The following is a 21,523-nucleotide window of genomic DNA, read 5'->3' as shown; positions in this document are numbered from 1 at the left end:
GAACCCGGAAGCTAAGGCCTGGCTGCGGCGATGGTACTGCACTCGAGAGGGTGTGGGAGAGTAGCGCGCCGCCGCATTCTACTTGAGGGGGTTCCCGTCGAGCGTCACGCTCCGGGAACCCCCATTTTTTTATCCGCTCGCGTTTTGGTCTGCGGGTTTACGGGCCTTCCCGGCGGGAGGATTCCTCCACCGGGTGGACGGAACGGGACGCGGGGAGGCTAGCTGGCGGGCGTTTTCCACCACCCGCTGGAAGAATCCGGACTACTGCTTATCCAACCAAGCATGCAATTTCAGATGATTGAGTGCGGTGTTGGGGTCATATGTGTCATCTAAACGTCCCTGATACATCGCTATCAATTCGTCGCGGCGTCCTAGTGCTTCCAAAGCGGCCTCTCGAATCGTCTCCCACTCGTAGGGCACTACCTCTTCGGGGAACATCATCGTGACCTGATTAGGTTTGTCTCGCAATACCAGATCGACAAAATTGAGCAGATCCTGCCAACGCTCGGCAGCAATCAGACGTGCCGCATACGCATCGGCGAGCGGTTCGGAAGTATGGTTGTCACGCAGGAAACGATCAGCCTCATCAACATCACCACTAATTCGCAGCAAGTCATGCCGCAAAAACTGCACGGCATGATCGAACTGATTCTGCGCGGCCTGCGCAATCTCCTTTTCCGAAAGCAAAGCAGGATCAAGCATCGCAAGATTATTCAAATCTTCGGCAGACAAAGCATCCGCATCTTCAAACAAACTCGAATCGTTTTTCACTTGCGCAACAGACTGCGAATCAGTTTGCATGTCGCGGCTGTCAGAATCATCGGTCGAGTTTGACAACATCAAAGCAGACGAGGCGAAATCACTCATCGTGGCAATGCCCTTATTCAACGCGTCGTAAGCGAACATGCGCGTATCATCCCACTGAGCGAACGATAATCCGCACGAAAGTAGTTCAACCATTTGCATGGCGTTGAGTCGAAAATCCTCATTGCAAGCCACTTGCGTGATGATATTCAGCGCCTGCTCGCCGGTCATGGGATCTGCATTGCATGCCACCGCATCCATGTACACACGCACGGTCTGAATCAGATCTTTCAAATAGTCGAAACCCTCATTATCACGGTCGGCCACATTGCCAACGAAACGAGCCGTCATTTCCACGGCCTTGGCGAGATTGCCGACAGCATCCAGCCAGCGCGTGCTTACGATGGCATTGCCGACCACCGCGTCCACGCCGGAAAGCGCCTGCGAATCAAGATGGAACGTTGGCATGTCAATTCTTGGAATTTCCACACCGGTATCGGTGCGTTCGGCTGTGGGCACCATGGCGGCGATGGAATCGAAATACCACTGCATGGGCATGCTGATTGCCATGTCCGCGTCGGAAAGCTGTGCTACGGGCACATTATTGCGGTTTTCGGCGTCTTCCTGACTAGCTTCACGGATCATATGATTCCATAGGAACGTGGGACCGTCGAATTCGCCGGAATGCAGCCAGCCATTGTTGATGTACTCGGTGAGATCTTCGACTTCCTGCAGACGATTGATCCTACCGTGTTCGTTGCTCATTGCATGCCTTTCCTCAAAACGTGGATTGCATGTGCCGTGTTGGCGATGACGCTTCGCGGAACAAGACATATCCTTATTCAGCCTATATCATGCTGCCGTTGTTGCGCATGTTTTTTGCACGTGTCGAAGTGATACAGCTTAGAACGCGGCATTGCCGGTGAGGTGACGGTAGAGTTCGGGATCAACCGGTTTTATGAGTTTCAGTGTGGAGATCACAACTTTCGATTGGGTGCTATCATCCGCAATATTCACTGATTCGTGCGCATCGTTGACGGCCACTGCGGAACCGACATAATAGTAGGATTTCTCCTTCTCCTCAACTTTACGGCGAATAAAAATGGGAATAAAATGACGATTCCTCCATTCCGACGCATGCTCCGTGCCGTCAAGCATCCATTTGAATTCAGGAGATCGCAAAGAACGATTATTCTTGCTGAACCATTCAATTTCTTCAGGATTCAAGAAACGATCGCCATACTGACTTGCCTCATATTTAATGAAAATCGGCAAGGAATTCGTATCGGTGTCAAGCTTATATCCGCCCACGTTCTGCGGAATCTGCTCATCCTTCCATGCGCATAGCTGCATGACGTCAGCGAGACTGTATTTCTCGCCATATATGAACCCATGATCTGGCGTAACGCGACGCTTGCGAGCCTCCCGTGACAGTGCAAGAGCATTAAACAAGCTAGCTTCGATAGTGTCCGTGAAAAACGTGCGGAATGTTGAATGTTGGAGCATCGATTCGCATTCCTGAGTCAAAACGTATGATCCATCATCATGTATGTAAACCAAGGAAGTATTGCCGAAACGAGTACGATTCGCACTCGTGAAATACGAATAACCTAACGTGGAAAAAGCAGAATCACACTGCTGAATACTCTTATCGGCATAAGGGAACAGCGCAGACAATAATGTTTGCAAATCAGGCAGGCTTAGGCTGTGCTGCGCGGAAAAACTTTCGAATAATGCGGCCGCATCGTCAGAACAATCCGCATCAATATGATGCCAGTCCAAACCACAGAGCACAGCGAGAATCAACGACTCATGCGGGCGCAAACCACGCAACTGAGTCGCAGTCAACATTTTCAGCACACCAGACTGCGCGTTTGACACCGGTTCAAGCTGCTCCACATACGAAGCCGACGCATGCTTGCCGCGCGACAGACTCTTCTCACGAGAGACCACGAACGACAGATAATCGTTATTCTTCGAAGCCAACGTGAACACTAAAGACGCATCGCGATGCGCGAAATCCATCAGCATCGGAATACGACCCAACTCATAGCGCATCTGCTGATACTGCTTGCTCAGCAGCTTCATATCCGACAAATCAGCGGTATCGAGTGAAGCGAGCACGCGCTCGCGGGCGATTTTATCGAAACTGATCGAAGAAATGCCGATGGACTCGCGTTGAAGATTCTTACGGGCCACATCACGATCGCCAGTATTGCCATACAATGCGATCGGAATCAAATAATTATTGGCGTAATTGCCAATAAAATCAATCACTACAACCGAATCTTTACCGCTTGCCTTACGTAAACCTCGGCCGAGCTGCTGTGTGAAAATAATGCTCGACTGCGTTTGACGAAGCATAACAATTTGGTTGATATGAGGAATATCCACACCTTCATTGAATAAATCAACGGTGAAGATATAGTCAAGTTCGCCATTTTCCAGCTGTTTGACAGCTTCGTCACGTTCAGCTTGCGAGTTTTCGCCGGTAATGGCTTTCGTGCGATACGGTCGTTCCGCCTGCTGATTCACCTGCTCGTTGAACATGGCGGACAGACGTTTCGCCTCATCACGGCGAGAACAGAACATCAAACCGCGCACATCGGTTCCGGCTTCGCTGTAAATCTGGATTTTGTCGATGATATAGCGCACGCGATTAGGGTCGGTGAGCTGTTCGAGCCAACGGGAAAACTCAGTGCGATCCTTGTCTGTCATGGAATTAGCGGAAACCTGCTGCCCCATAAACTTGCCGTCCGGCGCTTCCTTGATATATTCGCCAACCCCGTAATAGTGGAACGGGCAGAGCATATCCTCTTCAAGCGCCTTCTGCAAGCGAATCTCATACGCAACGTTATTGCCAAATAATTCAAAAATATTCGCACCGTCAGTACGTTCCGGCGTTGCCGTCATACCAAGCATGAAATCAGGAGTGAAATAATCAATAATTCTCTTATATGAATCCGCGGCGGTATGGTGAACTTCGTCGATCAAAATATAATCGAAATCGTTTTTGCTGAATTGTGCAAGAATTTCCGGACGAGACATGGTTTGCACAGTGGCAAACACATATTTACGATCATGCTCTTTACTTGTTCCGGAAAATAATCCAAGCTCAGCATCGGTGCAACGAAGCACTTTCTGATATGATTCCCGCGCTTTTTTGAGAATTTGTTCCTGCTGGGCGATGTACAGCATGCGATTCGGCTTATATTGGCGCACGTCGAATGCGGACAGATACGTTTTGCCGGTGCCCGTTGCCGAAATAATAATCGCACGGCTTTCGCCCTGTTTGCGCAGTTGCACAAGATTCATCAACGCTTCGACCTGCATGGCATTCGGGGTGATGGCTGCGTCGGAATCGTTGTTCTGCCTGCGATTCGGCTGACGAGGCGGTGCGTATTTCTTGAAATCTTCCTCGTATAATGCAAGCCAAGCGTCGGTGAGCGGCTTGGATTCGCTGATTTGCAAATCGATTTCCGCTGCGAGCTGCTCCGCGAGACCGCTATTGTCTGCGGTGGCGACTTTCAAGTTCCACTCGCGATTGGAATTCAACGCGTTAATGGTGAGATTCGAACTACCAAAACATTGATGATCTTACGTGGCGTCATGGCTTCCTTTCTTGTCGGAAAATCAGATCCAGGATACAACGGGGGTGATTGCGCCAGGCCCAAAAGATTGAAACAACATAAAAGGTGGCGAAGTTTCTTGGCGTTGTGAATTTTTCGGTAACAAATAAAGTGGTACAATATCTTGTACAATCATAGGAGGTTATGGGTAATGGTTACAGCAATCGCATACAGTAATTTTCGCAAGGAACTTAAGTCCTACATGAGGAAGGCAAACGAGGATGCCGACGCGATCCTCGTTACGAATTCAGACCCGAAAGACAATATCGTCGTAATGAGTGCTAGTGACTACGACTCTCTTATGGAGACGCTGCATATCTATGAGAATCCTTACCTTATGGACAAGGTACAAAGGGGATTGGCTCAAGTTAAGTCAAGGCAGACTATTCGTCATGACCTGATCGAGCAAGAGGGGGAATAGTGATTCTCTCGTGGACGGAAGACGCATGGGATGACTATCTGTACTGGCAGAGGCAGGATCCCAAAACTTTCAAGCGAATCAACTTGCTGATAAAAGATGCCATGCGATCGCCTGCTGAGGGCATCGGCAAACCCGAACCTCTTAAATGGGCTCTTCAAGGAGCATGGTCACGTAGAATCGACTCGGCGAACAGGCTCGTCTACACAATCGACGATGATGGCATCACCATTCTCTCCGCCAAAAGCCACTACAGTAAAGAATGGTCATGATCCGACCTCACAAAATGGGTGAATCGTGAGGTCGGGAGGTTCATCACGCAAAGCGGGGCTCAAGAAATCAGTAGAGCTCCTTCCGGACGGGCATGAATGCATGCTCGTGCCGATAGGAGAGCACTGCTTTGTGATATTCGCGGAATCCTTCCGGAAGAACCAGGATCCCAAGAGCCTGGTCCGGGTGGAATCCACGAAATCACAACAAGCTTCCAAGCTGAACCGGTCCATGAAGCGGAGTGAGGCTGCGATGCAATCGCTGTCCTGTCCGGAGGGGATGTACTTCAGTCCGTATATTTGCGATCCCAAGAACTCCGATATGGGGGCCGTGGCGTAAGAGGGTGCGGAGCTTTAGAGCTTTCCCGTCGGACCAGGGAATTTCAGGATCCAGTCAGCGTCCCTCCAGCGGACTACGGCCTTTCGACCGGTGTTGCCGGAATAGAACCTTCAGGACTCGGGCAGATCCTCGAAATCGGCAAACCTGATCATTACCTTTCCTTAACCTCAACCAATGAAGCAACGTGCGTTACGCGCACAGTATAGGGCATGCAGACATTGGCGAAGAGCTGGAGATGATCTTTGGAAGCAAAAACTTTCACATCACGTATGTCACGCTTATTTTGCTTGTTGGGTGTAGCGGCAGTTCGGGAAGCCGGTGCATCCGTAGAATGAGCGGTTCGGATCGTTGCGATTGTGCCGCAAACTTAGGGCTTCGCCGCAATTCGGGCATTGTGGAGGAAGTTTGACTCCTCGGAAAATGTTCGGGCAGATCTTGCTATGCAATTCATACATGAATCGCGATGGGCGGGTCTGATCCACGATGAAGAACAGTTTCTTCTTGCATCGGGTCATCGCCACGTAAAACAGTCGCCGTTCCTCCGCATGTGGGCATCTCTCCACTTCCGGCAGTAGCAGACCAAGCAGCGGCTCTTCGGGAATCGTGCTTGGAAAACCTTTCAATCCACCGGAACAGCACAGCAGAAATACGAAATCGCGTTGCAATCCTTTGGAAGCATGAGCGGTCATGAAACGAATATCCATATCCGGTTTTTCAAGAAAACGAATATTCCCAATGCTCTGGTCAATGGAGAACAGACCGTCTTTATCGCAACGAATCATGAGATTGATGTCACTGCGATACCGGCCAAGCAATAGTACGGACGCGGTTTTCGGCAGTTTACGCAACTGCTCGACAATTGCATTGAATCGTTCTTCCTCAGTATGCCCGCCAAGTGCTTTCAGCGAATAATCCTTCTTATCGCTGGGATTATGCAAGTGTTTGACATACAGATTGGTGTCGCGCATCACGAATGTTCCGCTTGCGTCGATGAGACTCTGTCGGAAGCGCCGTGTGGTGGTGATTTGGAACATGCGGGTCGGACCCCAGTCGCGCCAAATTCGGTCGAAATCGAGAATGAGATGAATGTCGCTGCCTGCGAAACGATAAATCGACTGCCAATCGTCGCCAACGCAGAACAATGAGAAATCATGTTGCAAGCGAAGCGCGCGGATTAGCTCATAACGCGGTCGTGACATGTCCTGATATTCGTCAATCAGCACATATTTATATGGATGACGGTACGAGCCATTATTGACGCAACTGATGGCATCAACGATCATTCCCGGAAAATCAATACCATTATTGGTTGCGAAATTCTGCACATAGGCGTGATAAAGCGGTTCTATGAGCTGTAGCATCTCACGATTACGGCCGATGTTTTTACCGCCATAACGTTCGTTAAGAGCTTGCATTCCAGCAGTGTCAATATTGTTTGACCGCATATGCTGGATAATGGTTTGTGCGGTATCGATAAGATTCTGCCGATATTGATTGAACGCATAATCGTCTGTTGGTAACTGGAAATTCTCAAGTCGTGCAGCTGCGGAATATTTATCGAGCAACTGTTGCGACATGAGTTTAAATGCCAGAAGACGATAGGAAACATTGTGTTCAAGCAAGTGTTCAAATGCGTTACGCACCACATTGTTTGACGTGCGCCCGTCAATAATTGGACGGTTGGCAATAGTGGAGGAACGGCAGATTTCCAGTCCGAGACTATGGAATGTGCATGCGCGAATGACTTTGCCGGCGCTTTGCGTGATGCGACTCGACATTTCGTCGGCGGAAGCTTTGGTGAATGATAGCACCAGAATCTCTTCGGGAGTAGCGGTTCCTGTGTTCAGCAACCATGTGATATAGCCGACGATAGTAGTGGTTTTGCCGGTTCCCGCACCTGCAAGCACCAGCGTATTGTGACCAGCTCCGGCGATGGCGCTGATCTGCTCGTCGCTTAACTCATGCTTTTCGATTTTGCCGATAATATTTCGCGCCCGTTCGATCTGCTCGGCAGGGAGCATTGGTTGCGGCATAAGTTTCTGCGCCGGTTGTGAATTGGCATGAGATCGCGCTCGCGAACGATTCGTTATGACAGAAGTATCGCGAGCTGTGGTTTGTGTTTTCGCGCGATATGACGATCGCGCCAAGCGTGATGATTGGGATGGCTGCGTAGGCCGTTGCGTTTGACGTGGCTGTGCAGTGGACTTGCGTTGCGTCGTCTGCTGTTGCGTAGGCTTGGGAACGTTTTGCTGCGCGGGCCTGGGGACGGGCTGAGTCGCAGGTCTGGAGACAGATGGTTCTCCAATAAGCGCGCTCATGAACTTGCTCAGCAATCCCATAGTGTTCCTCCTCAACCAATGCAAGGAGAAATTATATGTGCTGCCGATGAATGTCTCAGCGTCGGCTGTTCAAAGAAATCGAAATTTGCCGACGCTGAAGTCAATATTTGAACGTAATGTTCAAACTCAACGCTCGAACGGGTACGCCAGCCCCCAATCGTTGCGCAGCGAGTCCATGAGTTCCATAATGCGTAGGGTGTCGGCGTGGGGCATTTCCTCGCATTCGATGCGACCGTCGATTACGGCCTGTGCGGCGGCCGCCACCTCGTACTCATAGCCGGTGAGCTGGGAGGGAACGTCATAATGCGCAACAACCGCATGATTGCCGTCATACACGTCAATCGCCTCAACGTTATTAATGTTCTGGCACGCCATATAGCCATCGGTTCCCCACACGGATCCCATGCGGTCGCTATGGCATAGAATCGAACTTTGCGCGGTCGCCATCACGCCGTTCTCGTAATAGAACGTCATGGAATTATGAGCATCCACGCCGGTTTCGTACGCTCGCATCGACGATTCAATGCGAGCGATCGGCGCATTATGCATGATCATGTCGATGAAATTGATTGGATATACGCCAACATCCAACAATGCGCCACCGGCAAGCGCGGGATCGGTGATTCGTGCCTTCGCGGTGGTGGGATAACACAGGTTCGCATCGATCGCCTGTATTTCACCAATCGCACCGGAAGTGAGAATCTTATCGATAATGGCGCGAGATGGCATGTATCGCGTCCAAATCGCTTCTGTGCATAGCATGCCGGTTTCCTTGGAAACGGATATCATCTTACGGGCCTGTGCCGCATTCGCGCCGAATGCTTTCTCCACCAGCACACCCTTGCCGGCTTTCATGCACAATATCGCTTGTTCCGCATGAAGATTGTGCGGCGTAGCGATGTACACCAAGTCCACGTTTGGATCGGCCACAAGTTCCTCATATGAACCGTATGAAACTGGAAAACCGTATTTCGCGGCGAAATCAGCCGCACGTCCCGCATCTCGTGCGGCGACAGCATACGGTTCCACCAAATCCGCATAACGACTGTCCGCGGCCATTTTCACCAACGTGTCAGCCATATGCTGTGCGATCCGGCCTGCGCCGAGAATCGCAACACGAATACGAGCCATATCAAACCCCATCTTTCGTAAACTGTCTGAACAGTGTTGATTCATTTATATTGCTGCGTTGCAAGTTCCAGCGTACGCCATGTGTGATCGCAACGCGCGTTGATCCGCATCGCACTTGCACGCGTTCGTCCGGATGCTTTTCTGATTTGCCGTATTTTGCCGGATCTTGCCATAATGGTGTGCTGTGGCAGCGCAGGAACAAATTAAGAAGACCGGAAAACCTCGGAAATCCGCAAAAAAAGAGAAATACGAGCGTGGCACGAGAAGTTACATCATGTCGCATATTCGAGGCAAAGACACCTCCATCGAAATGATGGTACGCAGTTTTCTTTTTTCGAAAGGCCTACGATTCCGTAAAAACGACAAGCGGTATCCGGGGCATCCCGACGTGGTGTTGCCGAAATACCGTACGATGGTGTTCATCAACGGCTGTTTCTGGCATATGCATGAAAACTGCCCGAAAGCCACCCGCGTACCGAAATCGAATGTGGAATTCTGGAGTGCGAAACTGCTGCGCAACCACGAACGAGATGTCAGACAGCATGCCGAACTTGAAGCGATGGGCTGGAAAGTGATCGTGGTGTGGGAATGCGAGCTCGCCAAAAAAGTGCGTGAGGAACGGTTGGAGAGACTGTACTGCGAAATCGTCGAAGCGTGATTCTTGCCGCTGGAACATGATGCTCGTGGTTCCAGCTTTCCGTGACATGTGATTTTCTGTTTTCAAAACGAGCGTAATGGCGGCGAGACGGTGTTTGCGATTTGTCGCGTCTGAAGAATACAAACTAACTATGGGAAATGCTGAGAACAGCGCGCTGCCGCAGATGTCGCACCGCGCCCAGATTGCTAATCCGTTCCGTGCCATGGTGTTTGGCGCGATGGCCGACGAGATGATCGCCGCAGGCACCGATGTGGTCAAGTTGAGCTTGGGGGAGCCGGATTTCGGCGCTCCACCTGCAGTGCGTGATGCGATGCGCGAACAGTATGATGGCCGTCCATTGCCCTATACCGCTGCAATGGGCTTGCCGGAATTACGTCAGGCGATTTCCGATTTCTACAAGGAACGCCACCATGTGAGCGTCGATCCGAAACGTATTGCAATCACGGCCGGAGGTTCCACGGCACTGCTGCTTGCCGCCGCATTGACGGTGAACGAGGATGACGAAGTGTTGATCGCCGACCCGTCGTACCCGTGCAATCGCGAACTGGTCCGCGCATTCGGAGGCAAAGTCGTGGACGTGCCAACGAACGCGGACACCCGATTCCATCTCACACCGGAACTATGCCGCGAATACTGGTCGGATCGCACCAAAGCGGTGATGATCACCTCGCCGTCGAACCCGACCGGTACCACCATCGCCTTCGACACCCTGAAATCCGTGTGCGATCTGGCGAAAGAACGCGGCGCATGGCGCATCGTCGACGAAACCTACCTTGACCTAGCCGACCGCGAACCGGACGGCTCCGACGTGAAATCCGTGCTCGCCTGCGATCCGGACGCCATCGTATGCTCCAGCTTCTCCAAGTTCTTCGGCATGACCGGCTGGCGCCTCGGTTGGATGGTCGTGCCTGAATACGCGCTCGAAGCCATGGACGACCTCGCCACCAACTTCTTCCTATGCGCGCATACTCCCACCCAGCATGCGGCGCTCGCGTGCTTCACTCCGGAAACGTTGGCCGTGTGCGAGGAACGTCGTCAGGAGTTGCTGGATCGTCGTCGCATTGTGGTCGACGGATTGGCTGAGATCGGTCTGCCGCTGGAGGTTGAGCCGAATGGCGCGTTCTATGCGTATTTCAATATTTCCAGCACTGGTCTTGACGCGTGGACGTTCTGTGAGCGCGCGCTGAAGGAAGCGCATATCGCGTTGACGCCTGGTCGTGATTTCGGCGAGGCGACCGCGGACACGCATGTGCGATTGTCGTATGCGGCCTCGCGCGAGGCGTTGCGTGAAGGTTTGAAGCGGCTTGGCGATTTCGTTAGCAAGCTTCGCGGCTGATTCCTGCATGGCTTGTTGAGACTGTTGTTTTTGCGGTGAAGACGGTTCCGTGCGATGGAAACATCGTGTGGAACCGTCTTTTGTATATGTTTTTTCTGTTGATTGCAATCATTGTTTCCGCCCTATAAGAGGGGTAAGCACCCTTTTCTTCCTGACTTGAGATAAGAAAAAAGCGAAGGTTGTCAATGGCATGTCGCGCAACATGTTAAACGCTTCGGTAACTATGCTGTTGAATCATGGTCGATTTGCATTCGTATGCCACGCGACTCGGCGTGCTTGATATTGGTTCGAATAACTGTACACATGCTCATCGTTGACGCGGCTTCCGGAGCTCGCCCTGAACCTGAGGCAAGCGCTAAAAGCACGGCGCGGCTGATGTGGTCAAACGTGTTGCGACACGCCGTGATTTGGTGATTGAGGCATGTGTGCGTATTATTTCATCTTGCGGTGATCAGAGCCTAGGTGAGACGCCCGGTCCCATTCCGAACCCGGAAGCTAAGGCCTAGCACGGCGATGGTACTGCACTCGAGAGGGTGTGGGAGAGTAGCACGTCGCCGCACTTAAACTTTTTTTGAATCCCGAGTCGAGCATCGCTCCTCGGGATTTTTCGTTACGTGATTCGCCCAAGTCCAATTATGCTCCGGTTATGTGCGAAGGCGAATCCAGTGGTCGCTGATTGCGGCGCTCAGGCAGCGAAAACCACCAACAGAACAATGCCGTTTCAACAAAAATGACAGGTAATGGTATGAGCCACCACCAGCCTGTGGTGCCGAATTCGTTCGCGGGCGCAATAATCCAAGGATGCGAGCCCAGCCACCCCAGGAATACGGCTATGGTTGATCCCAACGACATGGTTATTCCTAAAGGTCTGAACAAACGCATGAGCTGGAATCGTGATGCACCGAATTCTTGAAGCGTCCAGCGTAATGTTGACTGCGTTTGACGTGTTGATATGGCCAATGCGGCGAATGTCAGGCCGCTGATAATTGTAGCCAAAGCTGGTATGGCAATGGCACGTGCCACGTAGGAGCGGTAAGAGGTGGTGTCGTGTTCGGTAATGAATGCATACCCGCAACGGTTAATGATGTCGGATCGGATTGAATCGCGAACGCCGGAAGCGATTGACGGGAAATCGGTCATGATGAGAGTATGCCGGTTGCTTGGCGTAAGGCCAAGCGTTTTTGCCTGTGGTGAGTCGATTCCAAGAACCACGCCGGGCATGGTGTAATCATTGAGCAGCGAGTCGGTGCCCTCGGTGGATACTTGTGCTGCTTGAGTTATTTTTTGGGTTGCGGGATCGATGAGAATGATGCCAGTGTTGCCGCTTTCAGTAATATGAACGTCGTTGGTTTTACCGGCTAAAGATGAGTTGCTATCAACAAGCATGACAGTGGTTTCATTATCGGAATCTGAGTAGCAATCCGCATCGTCGGAGCCATGTTGAATGACGCAATCGTAAGCATGGGAAGTCGCGGCGCGGACCAGGTACCGGGATTCATCCGGTGCCGTGAGCACGATGGCTTTGTCTAGAGTTTCGGGATATTTGCCGACAAGATAGTTCAAGTCATCCTGAGTCAAATAATCGGCGATGAACAGCCCGTTATCCGAATTGCCTGTCGCTATCATCATTTGCCCGCTAAACAATGAGCTGGCACCTAACAATAAGAGTGCCAATGCGCATACTGGGGCAGACAAACTTCGTGTACGTTCTATCGCACTGCATTGTGCTGGCGTGCGGAAAAGCCAAGGTAGTGAAAGGAGCAGAGGTCCCAGAGCGCAAGCCCCCATGATCGAGCCCACTGATCCGCCAAACGGCCATGCGGCTGCATGATAACGTTCTATCGCCACACAAGAAAACAGCAGAACGGCCGAGGAAAGAATGATGTACCATAATGCGTTTCTGGTTGTGATGTCATGCTTAAAGGACATGCGGAAGAACAAAACCAACCATGTCAAGCATAGCGAGCACAGCAAAATCGCTGCGACAAAAAAGATGGACAGCAGGGAAGTTGCGGATGGTTGCCATTCCCAATATTGGGCGAATATGCTGCCTATGGTCCTGTAACTAAGACCGAATACCGCATATCCGGCTGCGATGCCGATTGCGGCTCCAGGTATTGTGCAAATAAGCAATCCTCGGAACACTGTCCATCTGCTGGTGGTGAGGGGGAAACCGCAAGCTACCAGAGCTTCTACCACAGCATCTCCGGAACACTGACCTGCTCGGAAGAATGCCGTCATTACTGCGATATGTACGCACAGCAAGCAAAGGAACAGAACTATTCCGTACCATTGGCATCCTGGCAGATCGCGAGTACGAACCGTTTCTTCGGCATTTCGTATTGTCGATTTGATGTATCCGATATTGACATTGTTGGTTGCGCTCTCTTTTGCGACTTCTCCCTGATTTACAGTAGCGTCATCGTCGGTGAGCCACATTTGTATGTTTTGGAGATTGTCTTTGGAAGACACTGCTGTTGCGTACACGGTGTTGGTGTTCGCAGCATCGACGGTGATGCCAATGAGCTTATAGTCGCTTGATAATGTGGAATCGTCACATTGCACGGTGACTATATCTCCCAGCTGGGCGTCAATTTGTTCAGCTGCGGCCCGAGACAGGGAGATTTCGTTTTTTTGCGACGGCTGATGCCCTTCGATGAGCGTGCCATATCGTGAGGGGCCTGTTAGGAAAGTTATGTCTGCGATGGTGTTTCGTGAAGAGCCGCTGGCGGAGGTGATGCCTACTGATCCTTGTGTGGATTTGACGCCGATGGCCTTACCGTTTTGGACTTGTTGCCTGAGTTCTTCGGCTACATCGTTGCTGCCTCCTGAAATTTGGTACGTGTACCCTCCGGATTGACCTGCTGCGCCTTCTTTGGCGGCCTGTACGTATAGATTCAAGCTGTTTAAGGCCACCGCGGGTAGCATCGCCGACAATAATGCCACCACAAAGAGTGAGATGGTGAGCATCGGATGGAATCTCAAATATCCAGAGGTAACGTGCTTCGTGATTCCAGTGCTGTGGCAAGGCATGCCATTCATTGCTCCACCAACTTGTGGTCCTGAATGCGCACAATGCGGTCACTGTGCTGTGCGACCGTAGCGTCATGCGTTGCGATTATGACAATGGATCGCTCTTTGTGGGCAATATCTGAAAGCAATGTTGCGATTGCCTGCGTATTTTCCTCATCAAGCGCGCCAGTGGGTTCATCCGCGAGAATCACACGTGGTTTCATGGCGATCGCGCGTGCGATGGCCACACGTTGCTGCTCTCCTCCTGACAATTGGTCAGCCAAATGGTTTGCATAGCCTGCTAAATGCACTTCTTCAAGCAAGTTATCGATTGTGTTGTTTTCAGTGCGGGAAGTTTTCTTAATCTTGGTTTGTCCGAGGTCCTTATGCGCCGCTTCAAACGCCAACATGATGTTTTCTCGCACGTCAAGATATGGAATGAGCCTGTAATCCTGAAATATGCGCATGCATAAAGATCCGAGAAGATTTTTTCGATCAATGGAATTGACATTTGCGCCATCAATGGTGACGGAGCCAGTGTCTGGTTGTAAAGAACCGTCCATCAAACGCAGCAAAGTGGTCTTTCCTGAGCCGGAAGGTCCCATTATTGCCGTTGTCGAACTTTCTTTGAATAATGCGCTCGCATTGTCTAAAATCAGACGTTTTCCATACGAAAACCCCACGTGGTCAAGTTCCAGCATGGTATAGCCCCCTCTCGGTATACATGGGCAGCCATTGCTCTTGCGTAAGGCGTCGTACCCCCATTAGTTACGATTTCTTATGTGTCCAGCATAATAGCATTTAATGGTTGGGGGCAAGATGGTGATTTTTGTGTTTCGATTGTTTTTCGTTAAATTTATGGAGACGATTGCGACTATTTGCCAGCGAATGTGGAAGTTGGGTACTATGAAGCCGCACTATTGCCGATGGCGTTCGTCATGAACTCGGTTTTGATGGCTGATTTGATGATTGATGTATTGACTGATGGAACGCAATGCCCATGTTGGAGGATGTATGGCACGGTCTGGTACGCCTACGAAACCGCGTACGGCGCAGGCGAAGGCTGTTAAGCCTATTCGCACGTTGAAGAAAACTAAGTCGCATCGCGTGCGCAATATCATATGCGGTTTTCTGGCTGGCATTCTGTCGATTGCAGCTTTGCTGGGCACTGTTTCGCACATACTGCCTGCTGAGATTCAGGCGTGGCCGTATGTTCCCATTATCGTTTCGTTGGTGCCTTGGTTTGCGATTCTTGCAGTGATTGCGCTGATTTGCGGTATTGTCTCGAAACGAACAATGTCGGTATTGCTGGCGATTGCGGCGATCGCGTTGCAAGTATGGTGGCAGTATCCGTTTTTCTACAATGAAACGAAGCTTCCGCGTGCCGCGATTGCAGCGGTTTCGGGAGCGTCCGCCAATACGCAGGATGATTATGCTCGTTTGATGACATGCAATGTGTTTAAGGGTCGTGCCGACGCGCAGGAAATTGTCGATGTGGTGCGTAGCGAGCGTGTGGAAGTGCTGGCATTGCAAGAAACGACCGATGCTTTCGTGGACGAGTTGAACAAGGCTGGTATTGGCGATTTGCTGCCGTATGCGCAGGTTGCGAGTTCAGACGGCGTGTATGGCAATGGTTTGTGGTCGGCGGGTCCGCTTGTTGATCCAGCTGATGATGATGTTGATTCGAGCGCGTCGTTCATGCCAGGAGCCACGGTTGCATTCAATGATGGTCAGACGCAGATCCGTTTCGTTTCGGTGCATACCACGTCTCCGACCGATGGATATTGGCAGCAGTGGAAGCGTTCATTGGATGAGCTTGGTCGACTCCGGTACGATACGTCTCGTAGGTACGTGTTCATGGGCGATTTCAACGCGACCGACGATCATGCACCGTTCCGTAATTTCTTGGGAACACGGTTCGCGGATGCGGCCAAACAAGCGGCCGGGGGATTGGTATTCACGTGGCCTGCGAATATCGATTATGTGCCGACGTTTGCGGGCATTGACCATATCGTATTGGATTCCGACATGTTGGCAGGTCGGGTCAGATCGTTGAAAATCGACGGAAGTGATCACAAGGCGTTGCTGGCAACCGTGCAATTCGACGTGTGAGAAGAGTGCCGGCGCAACTACGTATCGGCTGCGTATCCGCATAAAACAAAGTGCCCCAGATAGGAATCGAACCTACGACACCTTCTTTAGGAGAGAAGTGCTCTATCCACTGAGCTACTGAGGCAACGAATCTTCATTCTACACACCATCCGGACGAGTGTGGTGCCGAAATGAAGAAATCCGAAATTTCTGCATGACTGTACGCCATATAACGCCTTGTAAAACGTGTGGCGCACAGTCATGAAAATGCTATATTGACGGTATTTTTGAGATTTTCAGGCCAGATTGTCTTGCGTTCCAGCGGTATTGGCCGCAGTGGCCTGTTCCGCTTGGGCTGCGTCAAGCTTGGCACGCACTTCGCCGAGCAAACTTTGAGCGCGCTTGGCGAGGGCTTCGCCAAGCTCCCACTGGCGCATGGACTGGTCAAGGTTGAGTCCGCCGGCCTCAAGTGCCTGCACGGCCTGAATGAGCTGATCTCGAGCCTCTTCGTAAGGCATTTGTGCGATGGCTTCGCGTTCCTTGTCGGTCAGGCTGGATGCGGGGGTGGTTTCGTTGGTCATTGCTACTCCTTCGTTACGGTGGTGACTTCGGACACGATCACGCCGTGCTTCAATGTCATGGTGAGCTGATCGCCGGTGTTTACGGCATTCGCATCGTCGATTACGTGACCGTCCGCTCCCTGCACCACGGCATAGCCTCGGTTGAGGGTGGATTGCGGGCTGAGCGCGGTCAGTGAGGCGTGCGTTTTTTCGATGGTGAGACTTGCGTCGTCGAGAATGCGTGTCAAGCCGATTCTCATGCGGGTCCTTGCATCGTCGATAAGACGCTGATACGGTTCCAGCATGGTGAGTGGCTGTGTGAGACTTGGACGGTTCGCATAGCCTTCAATCAGTCTTGTTTCATTGTTGACGGTGGCGTCGATGCGCATGCGCATGCGCTCGATGTTCACATTGATGAGTTGCATCTGCTCACGAACGTCTGGCACGACTTTCTTTGCCGCATCCGTTGGGGTGGATGCTCGCAAGTCGGCGACCAAATCAAGCAATGTCCAATCATCTTCATGGCCGATCGCGGAAATCAGAGGCGTATGAGCGGCTGCCGCGGCACGCACCACGTCTTCGTCGGAAAATCCGATCAGATCCTCAAAAGCACCGCCGCCACGGGCCACAATGATTACATCGACGTCGGGATCGGCGTCCATCTGTGCGATCGCTTTGGTCACATCGGAAGGGCACTGCTCACCCTGCACGTGCACATGCGTTACTTTGAAGTCGACGACAGGCCAACGCAATCTCACGTTGGTGATGACATCGCCTTCCGCGCGGGCCTGCGGAGCGCAAATCAGACCGATGCAATGCGGAAACTCCGGCAGAGGCTGCTTGCGGTCGGCATCGAACAATCCTTCGCCTTTAAGCTTCTTGCGTAATTCGTCGATCATGGCCTTCAGACTGCCACCCGCGCCGGCTGCGATAATGGCGTCGCCACGTAAAGACAGTGACGTGCGTTTCATCCACAGATTCGGTTTGCCATGGATGATGACGCGATCACCCTGTACAAAAGGCGTGGCCGCTGCGGCGAACTGTCCGAAGCCGTTGACCTCCAACGCAATGTCTTGATAATCGTCGCGCAACGTGATGTAGGCGCTGCCTTGGCGTCTGGTGTTGATCTGTGTGATCTGCCCGGATACCCAAACCGATGGCCACCGTTCAACGGCCATATGGAATTTCTCGCTGAGCAGACTTACCGGCCAGGGGTTGTCAGCAGTGGTTTCGCCGGCCAGTCGCGGCAGCGGTTTGCTGTTCGGCTGCGCCGCCGGGGGTGTGTAATCCTGGTTCCAAGTCATGGTTCAAGATTCCATCATCTTGCGGACAAATGAAACACATGTTCGAATCGCGTGAGGGTACCCCGCCTTGTATAGTCCCTCTTCGGCGGGTGCGTCAAATCGACACTCGGGCGACACTCCGAGGTGAAATCGTTACCTTTGTCACACAAGTTAAGGAATGGCGGAATCAAGCCAAAAATGGAATATATAGTTTTACTGCCGGCGCGCCTCTACTACATTTAGTGCTGGCTATGGCGTAGAGTCTATGGACGTAGAAAACGTATGGCATGCGAAACAAAGCATGAAAACCTGGTCGGATGGGATTCGACCCGGAAAGGATGATGAATGGAAACGCAGGCTCTGAATGCCGTCTCCGCAACCGTTAAAACGGGAACCGGTAAGGTGCTCGTCGAGAAGCGCGACGGTCGTGTGGTCGACTTCGATCCGATCAACATCATCAGCGCGGTGAAGTCAGCCTTCGCCGACCTTGATAAGAAGATCGGGCCGCAGGAGGAACAGCTGATCCGTGATATCGCCAATCAGGTCGAAGCTGAAATCAAGGATCGTTACAACGGTCCCGCCAAGATCGAAGACATCCAGAATCTCGTTGAACACGGCCTGATCGAAGACCACCTGTACGATGTGGCGCGCACGTACACCAACTACCGTCTGAACAAAGACATCGAACGTGCCAAGGCCACCGACATCAACGAAGCCGTCAAGCGTCTGGTGAACCGTGACGAGGCTCTGGTGCGTGAGAACGCCAACAAGGATTCCAACGTCTACTCCACCCAGCGCGATCTGCTGGCGGGTGCGGTGTCCAAGGCGTCCGCCTTCTCCATGCTGCCGGACGCGGTTTCCAACGCCCATATGAAGGGTGACATCCATTTCCACGACGCCGACTACTCGCCGTTCACCGCACAATCCAACTGCTCTCTGCCGAACTATTGGGATATGCTCGCCAACGGCTTCACCCTCGGCAACGCGCCGATGGGATCGCCGAACAGCATTTCCATCGCTGCCACGCAGATTACCCAGATCATGAAGGACGTGGCTTCCAGCCAATATGGTGGCCAGACCGCCAACCGTGCCGATGAGCACTTCGTTGAATATGCCAGGAAAGATTACGATAAATTCCTTGAGCAGGCCCATGAGATCATGCCTGACGACCTGCCGATTGAAATCGCCGAACGCCAGGTACGCTTGGCCAAGGATGTCGAACCGAAGCGTCTGCATTTCGAAAAGGACCGTCCGGCCCTGCCGATGGACGAGCCGTTTAACAAGGATGCCAGTCGTTTGCAGCAGCTGCGCGAGGTGTGGGCGAAGATCCAGACCCGCAAGGCCATCTACGACGCCATGCAGACCATGGAATACCAGATCAACTCCAATCGTGTGTCGAACGGCCAGACCCCGTTCGTGACCGTTGGCTTCGGTTTGGGCACCGACTGGTTCGCCCGCGAGATTCAGCGTGCCATCTTCCTGAACCGTATCCGCGGCCTCGGTTCCGAACACCACACCGCCATTTTCCCGAAGCTCGTGTTCACCATCAAGCATGGTGTGAACGCCGATCCGGGCGATCCGAACTACGATCTGAAGCAGCTCGCCCTCGAATGCGCCACCAAGCGCATGTATCCGGACGTGATCTTCTACGAGAACATCGTGAAGATCACCGGCTCCTTCAAAGCCCCGATGGGATGCCGTTCCTTCTTGCAGGGTTGGATTGATCCGGCGACCGGCAAGGACGTGGAAGACGGACGCATGAACCTTGGCGTCGTCACCGTAAACGTTCCGCGTATCGCACTGGAATCCCACGGCGACAAGGATCGCTTCTGGAAGATCTTCGACGAGCGTATGGCCGTGGCTCATCAGGCATTGCAATTCCGTATCATGCGTTGTAAGCAGGCCGCGCCGGTCAATGCGCCGACCCTGTTCCGTTTCGGAGCCTTCGGTCGCCTCGGCGCCAACGACAGCGTCGACCAACTGTTCCGCAACGAACGTGCCACCGTTTCCTTGGGCTACATTGGCCTGTATGAGGCGACCAGTGTGTTCTACGGCAAGAACTGGATGCGTGATCACGGCTGGGATCCGCAGGGCAAGGAATTCGCGCTGTCCATCGTCAAGCGCATGAACGAGCTGTGCAAGGAATGGAGCGACGCGGAAGGCTACCACTATTCCGTGTACTCCACGCCGGCCGAATCCCTCACCGACCGCTTCAACCGTATGGACCATGAGAAGTTCGGCGAAGTGGAAGGCGTGACCGACCACGACTTCTATACCAACTCCTTCCACTATCCGGTCTGGCTGCAGCCAACCCCAATGGAAAAGCTCAACTACGAGAAGGACTTCCCGTACTACGCGTCCGGCGGCTTCATCAACTACTGCGAGTTCCCGTGCCTGCAGTCCAACCCCAAGGCACTTGAAGCGGTGTGGGATTACGCTTACAACATCGGCATCGGCTACCTGGGTACGAACACGCCGATCGACCGCTGCTACGATTGCGGATTCCAAGGCGACTTCGAGCCCACTGAGGAAGGCTTCAAGTGCCCGGAGTGCGGCAACTCCGATCCGGACCACTGCAACGTGACTAAGCGTACCTGCGGCTACTTGGGCAACCCGGTGCAGCGCCCGATGGTGCACGGACGTCACGAGGAGATCGCGCACCGCGTCAAGCATATGAGCGGCGAAACCGGTCGTGTCACCTTGAGTGACGGTTCCGAACGTGAATGGTTCGAGGAAGCCAAGTAAGGGCCGCATTGGCAGCAAGCATAAACGAAATATGAAAGAGGGTGGATTTCCACCCTCTTTCATTCTGTGGCAATCTTGAGGCAAGCAGCAATCGCAAAAACGCGACACAACGGCAAAACGTGAAGGGACAACGTATGATCAGCAGCGCGAATCCAGCAATTCAACGTCGTGACTTTGCGGCGGACGAAACCAATCGCGGGCCTTTCATCCCCACAACTCGTTCCAACAATCCCAAAGCAGGGCAATGGACCAATCGCATGAGCCGCAATATGATCGCCGACTACAAACGGTTCCTCATGACCGACGGAGAAGGCATCCGATGCTCGCTGTACGTGTCCGGCTGCCCGTTCCATTGCGAGGAATGCTACAACACATCAATCTGGGATTTCCAAGCCGGACACGAATACAATGACAAGCTCGAAGCGCAAATCATGGATGACTTAAGCCAATCGTATGTGCAAGGCATCACCTTCCTCGGAGGCGAACCATTGCTCAACACGGGCGTGCTGTTGCCTCTCGCGCGAAAAATCCGCGAACGGTTCGGTAATACCAAAGATATTTGGTGCTGGACCGGCTACACGTGGGAAGAGCTTATGCGCGAAGGCGAAAGCCCCGACAAGCGCGAACTGCTCGAACTGGTCGACATTCTAGTGGACGGCCGTTATATCAAAGAATTACATGATTCCCTGCTGCAATTCCGAGGAAGCAGCAACCAACGCATCATCGACGTGCCGAAATCACTGGAAAACGGGCAAGTGGTGATTTGGCCGAAATTACATGATCAAACACGATTCATTCCCGAAATATACGGCAAAGACCGTTCTGCAGGGGAAGGCGGCGCATCCTGACGTGGAAATGTTTGAGTGGTTTTGCGATTTCGACGTTCGTCGAGTGTCCGGATGCATAAT

The 21,523-nt window shown here is 52.4% G+C and carries 15 protein-coding genes, 1 tRNA gene, 1 rRNA gene and 1 pseudogene; 9 read left to right on the top strand and 9 right to left on the bottom strand.

Features of this window, described 5'->3' with window-relative positions; translation table 11 throughout:
* Nucleotides 1–261 precede the first annotated feature (261 nt).
* Together NBH13_RS07060 and NBH13_RS07055 are read right to left on the bottom strand one after the other, a co-directional pair.
* Entirely contained in the window at nt 262–1,569 is a 1,308-nt protein-coding gene (locus NBH13_RS07060; protein ID WP_250779396.1) for a DUF6880 family protein, read from the bottom strand.
* Between the two features lie 138 nt (nt 1,570–1,707).
* Nucleotides 1,708–4,359, bottom strand: coding sequence for a DUF3427 domain-containing protein (locus tag NBH13_RS07055; RefSeq protein WP_250779394.1), 2,652 nt, complete (start codon nt 4,357–4,359; stop codon nt 1,708–1,710).
* A gap of 225 nt (nt 4,360–4,584) precedes the next feature.
* On the opposite strand from NBH13_RS07055, the gene NBH13_RS07050 reads away from it, so the two are divergent.
* Both NBH13_RS07050 and NBH13_RS07045 read left to right on the top strand, forming a co-directional pair.
* Entirely contained in the window at nt 4,585–4,854 is a 270-nt protein-coding gene (locus tag NBH13_RS07050) for a type II toxin-antitoxin system Phd/YefM family antitoxin (protein ID WP_065440025.1), read from the top strand.
* The gene (locus NBH13_RS07045; RefSeq protein WP_065440024.1) at nt 4,854–5,123 is read left to right on the top strand and encodes a Txe/YoeB family addiction module toxin; all 270 of its coding nucleotides are present in this window, start codon (nt 4,854–4,856) and stop codon (nt 5,121–5,123) included. Before NBH13_RS07050 ends, NBH13_RS07045 begins: the two co-directional genes overlap by 1 nt.
* 615 nt (nt 5,124–5,738) lie before the next feature.
* Here the strand turns inward: NBH13_RS07045 and NBH13_RS07040 are convergent.
* Nucleotides 5,739–7,493 (bottom strand): UvrD-helicase domain-containing protein, encoded by a 1,755-nt coding sequence (locus NBH13_RS07040; protein ID WP_250779392.1) that lies wholly within the window; start codon nt 7,491–7,493, stop codon nt 5,739–5,741.
* A gap of 432 nt (nt 7,494–7,925) precedes the next feature.
* Nucleotides 7,926–8,930: a Gfo/Idh/MocA family protein gene (locus NBH13_RS07035; protein WP_250779391.1), complete on the bottom strand. Its 1,005-nt coding sequence runs from the start codon at nt 8,928–8,930 to the stop codon at nt 7,926–7,928.
* Between the two features lie 184 nt (nt 8,931–9,114).
* On the opposite strand from NBH13_RS07035, the gene NBH13_RS07030 reads away from it, so the two are divergent.
* The 4 genes and pseudogenes from NBH13_RS07030 to rrf all read left to right on the top strand — a co-directional run bounded on the left by NBH13_RS07030 (nt 9,115) and on the right by rrf (nt 11,484).
* Complete coding sequence (locus NBH13_RS07030; RefSeq protein WP_099571432.1) at nt 9,115–9,588, top strand: very short patch repair endonuclease; 474 nt, start codon at nt 9,115–9,117, stop codon at nt 9,586–9,588.
* Nucleotides 9,589–9,718: 130 nt separating this feature from the next.
* Nucleotides 9,719–10,924 carry a pyridoxal phosphate-dependent aminotransferase gene (locus tag NBH13_RS07025; RefSeq protein ID WP_250779389.1) on the top strand — a complete coding sequence of 402 codons (1,206 nt, stop codon included), beginning with the start codon at nt 9,719–9,721 and terminating at the stop codon, nt 10,922–10,924.
* Between the two features lie 236 nt (nt 10,925–11,160).
* Nucleotides 11,161–11,302, top strand: a pseudogene (locus NBH13_RS07020) (Ppx/GppA family phosphatase); the annotation flags it as partial.
* A gap of 65 nt (nt 11,303–11,367) precedes the next feature.
* Nucleotides 11,368–11,484, top strand: a 5S ribosomal RNA gene (gene rrf / locus NBH13_RS07015).
* A 73-nt stretch (nt 11,485–11,557) separates the two neighbouring features.
* On the opposite strand, the gene NBH13_RS07010 is transcribed toward rrf, so the two are convergent.
* Together NBH13_RS07010 and NBH13_RS07005 are read right to left on the bottom strand one after the other, a co-directional pair.
* Nucleotides 11,558–13,894 (bottom strand): hypothetical protein, encoded by a 2,337-nt coding sequence (locus NBH13_RS07010; RefSeq protein ID WP_250779387.1) that lies wholly within the window; start codon nt 13,892–13,894, stop codon nt 11,558–11,560.
* Between the two features lie 68 nt (nt 13,895–13,962).
* On the bottom strand, nt 13,963–14,637 hold the full coding sequence (locus NBH13_RS07005; RefSeq protein ID WP_144166001.1) for an ABC transporter ATP-binding protein: 675 nt from the start codon (nt 14,635–14,637) through the stop codon (nt 13,963–13,965).
* Between the two features lie 313 nt (nt 14,638–14,950).
* Here NBH13_RS07005 and NBH13_RS07000 point away from each other — a divergent pair, with 313 nt between their 5' ends.
* Entirely contained in the window at nt 14,951–16,048 is a 1,098-nt protein-coding gene (locus NBH13_RS07000; RefSeq protein WP_144166003.1) for an endonuclease/exonuclease/phosphatase family protein, read from the top strand.
* Nucleotides 16,049–16,099: 51 nt separating this feature from the next.
* On the opposite strand, the gene NBH13_RS06995 is transcribed toward NBH13_RS07000, so the two are convergent.
* From NBH13_RS06995 to xseA, 3 genes are all read right to left on the bottom strand, one after another.
* Nucleotides 16,100–16,172 (bottom strand) — tRNA-Arg (locus NBH13_RS06995).
* 151 nt (nt 16,173–16,323) lie between these two features.
* Entirely contained in the window at nt 16,324–16,608 is a 285-nt protein-coding gene (locus tag NBH13_RS06990; protein ID WP_003834114.1) for an exodeoxyribonuclease VII small subunit, read from the bottom strand.
* Nucleotides 16,609–16,610: 2 nt separating this feature from the next.
* Nucleotides 16,611–17,891 (bottom strand): exodeoxyribonuclease VII large subunit, encoded by a 1,281-nt coding sequence (gene xseA, locus NBH13_RS06985; RefSeq protein ID WP_250779385.1) that lies wholly within the window; start codon nt 17,889–17,891, stop codon nt 16,611–16,613.
* A 324-nt stretch (nt 17,892–18,215) separates the two neighbouring features.
* Between xseA and nrdD the strand changes: the two genes are divergently transcribed.
* Both nrdD and nrdG read left to right on the top strand, forming a co-directional pair.
* The gene (gene nrdD / locus NBH13_RS06980; RefSeq protein WP_144166007.1) at nt 18,216–20,615 is read left to right on the top strand and encodes an anaerobic ribonucleoside-triphosphate reductase; all 2,400 of its coding nucleotides are present in this window, start codon (nt 18,216–18,218) and stop codon (nt 20,613–20,615) included.
* A gap of 134 nt (nt 20,616–20,749) precedes the next feature.
* Nucleotides 20,750–21,463, top strand: a complete 714-nt coding sequence (gene nrdG / locus NBH13_RS06975) for an anaerobic ribonucleoside-triphosphate reductase activating protein (RefSeq protein WP_250779384.1) — start codon at nt 20,750–20,752, stop codon at nt 21,461–21,463.
* Nucleotides 21,464–21,523: the final 60 nt, after the last annotated feature.

The sequence above is a fragment of the Bifidobacterium intestinale genome (assembly GCF_023656765.1).
Lineage (GTDB): Bacteria > Actinomycetota > Actinomycetes > Actinomycetales > Bifidobacteriaceae > Bifidobacterium > Bifidobacterium hominis.
This window is presented reverse-complemented; position numbering and strand designations above follow the sequence as displayed.

Excerpts from the sequence above, each read along its gene's own strand:
- NBH13_RS07060 (WP_250779396.1), bottom strand. The coding sequence starts at position 1,569 with ATGAGCAACGAACACGGTAGGATCAATCGTCTGCAGGAAGTCGAAGAT.
- NBH13_RS07050 (WP_065440025.1), top strand. The coding sequence starts at position 4,585 with ATGGTTACAGCAATCGCATACAGTAATTTTCGCAAGGAACTTAAGTCC.
- NBH13_RS07040 (WP_250779392.1), bottom strand. The coding sequence starts at position 7,493 with ATGCCGCAACCAATGCTCCCTGCCGAGCAGATCGAACGGGCGCGAAAT.
- NBH13_RS07035 (WP_250779391.1), bottom strand. The coding sequence starts at position 8,930 with ATGGCTCGTATTCGTGTTGCGATTCTCGGCGCAGGCCGGATCGCACAG.
- NBH13_RS07025 (WP_250779389.1), top strand. The coding sequence starts at position 9,719 with ATGGGAAATGCTGAGAACAGCGCGCTGCCGCAGATGTCGCACCGCGCC.
- NBH13_RS07010 (WP_250779387.1), bottom strand. The coding sequence starts at position 13,894 with ATGCTCACCATCTCACTCTTTGTGGTGGCATTATTGTCGGCGATGCTA.
- NBH13_RS07005 (WP_144166001.1), bottom strand. The coding sequence starts at position 14,637 with ATGCTGGAACTTGACCACGTGGGGTTTTCGTATGGAAAACGTCTGATT.
- NBH13_RS07000 (WP_144166003.1), top strand. The coding sequence starts at position 14,951 with ATGGCACGGTCTGGTACGCCTACGAAACCGCGTACGGCGCAGGCGAAG.
- NBH13_RS06990 (WP_003834114.1), bottom strand. The coding sequence starts at position 16,608 with ATGACCAACGAAACCACCCCCGCATCCAGCCTGACCGACAAGGAACGC.
- xseA (WP_250779385.1), bottom strand. The coding sequence starts at position 17,891 with ATGACTTGGAACCAGGATTACACACCCCCGGCGGCGCAGCCGAACAGC.
- nrdD (WP_144166007.1), top strand. The coding sequence starts at position 18,216 with ATGGAAACGCAGGCTCTGAATGCCGTCTCCGCAACCGTTAAAACGGGA.
- nrdG (WP_250779384.1), top strand. The coding sequence starts at position 20,750 with ATGATCAGCAGCGCGAATCCAGCAATTCAACGTCGTGACTTTGCGGCG.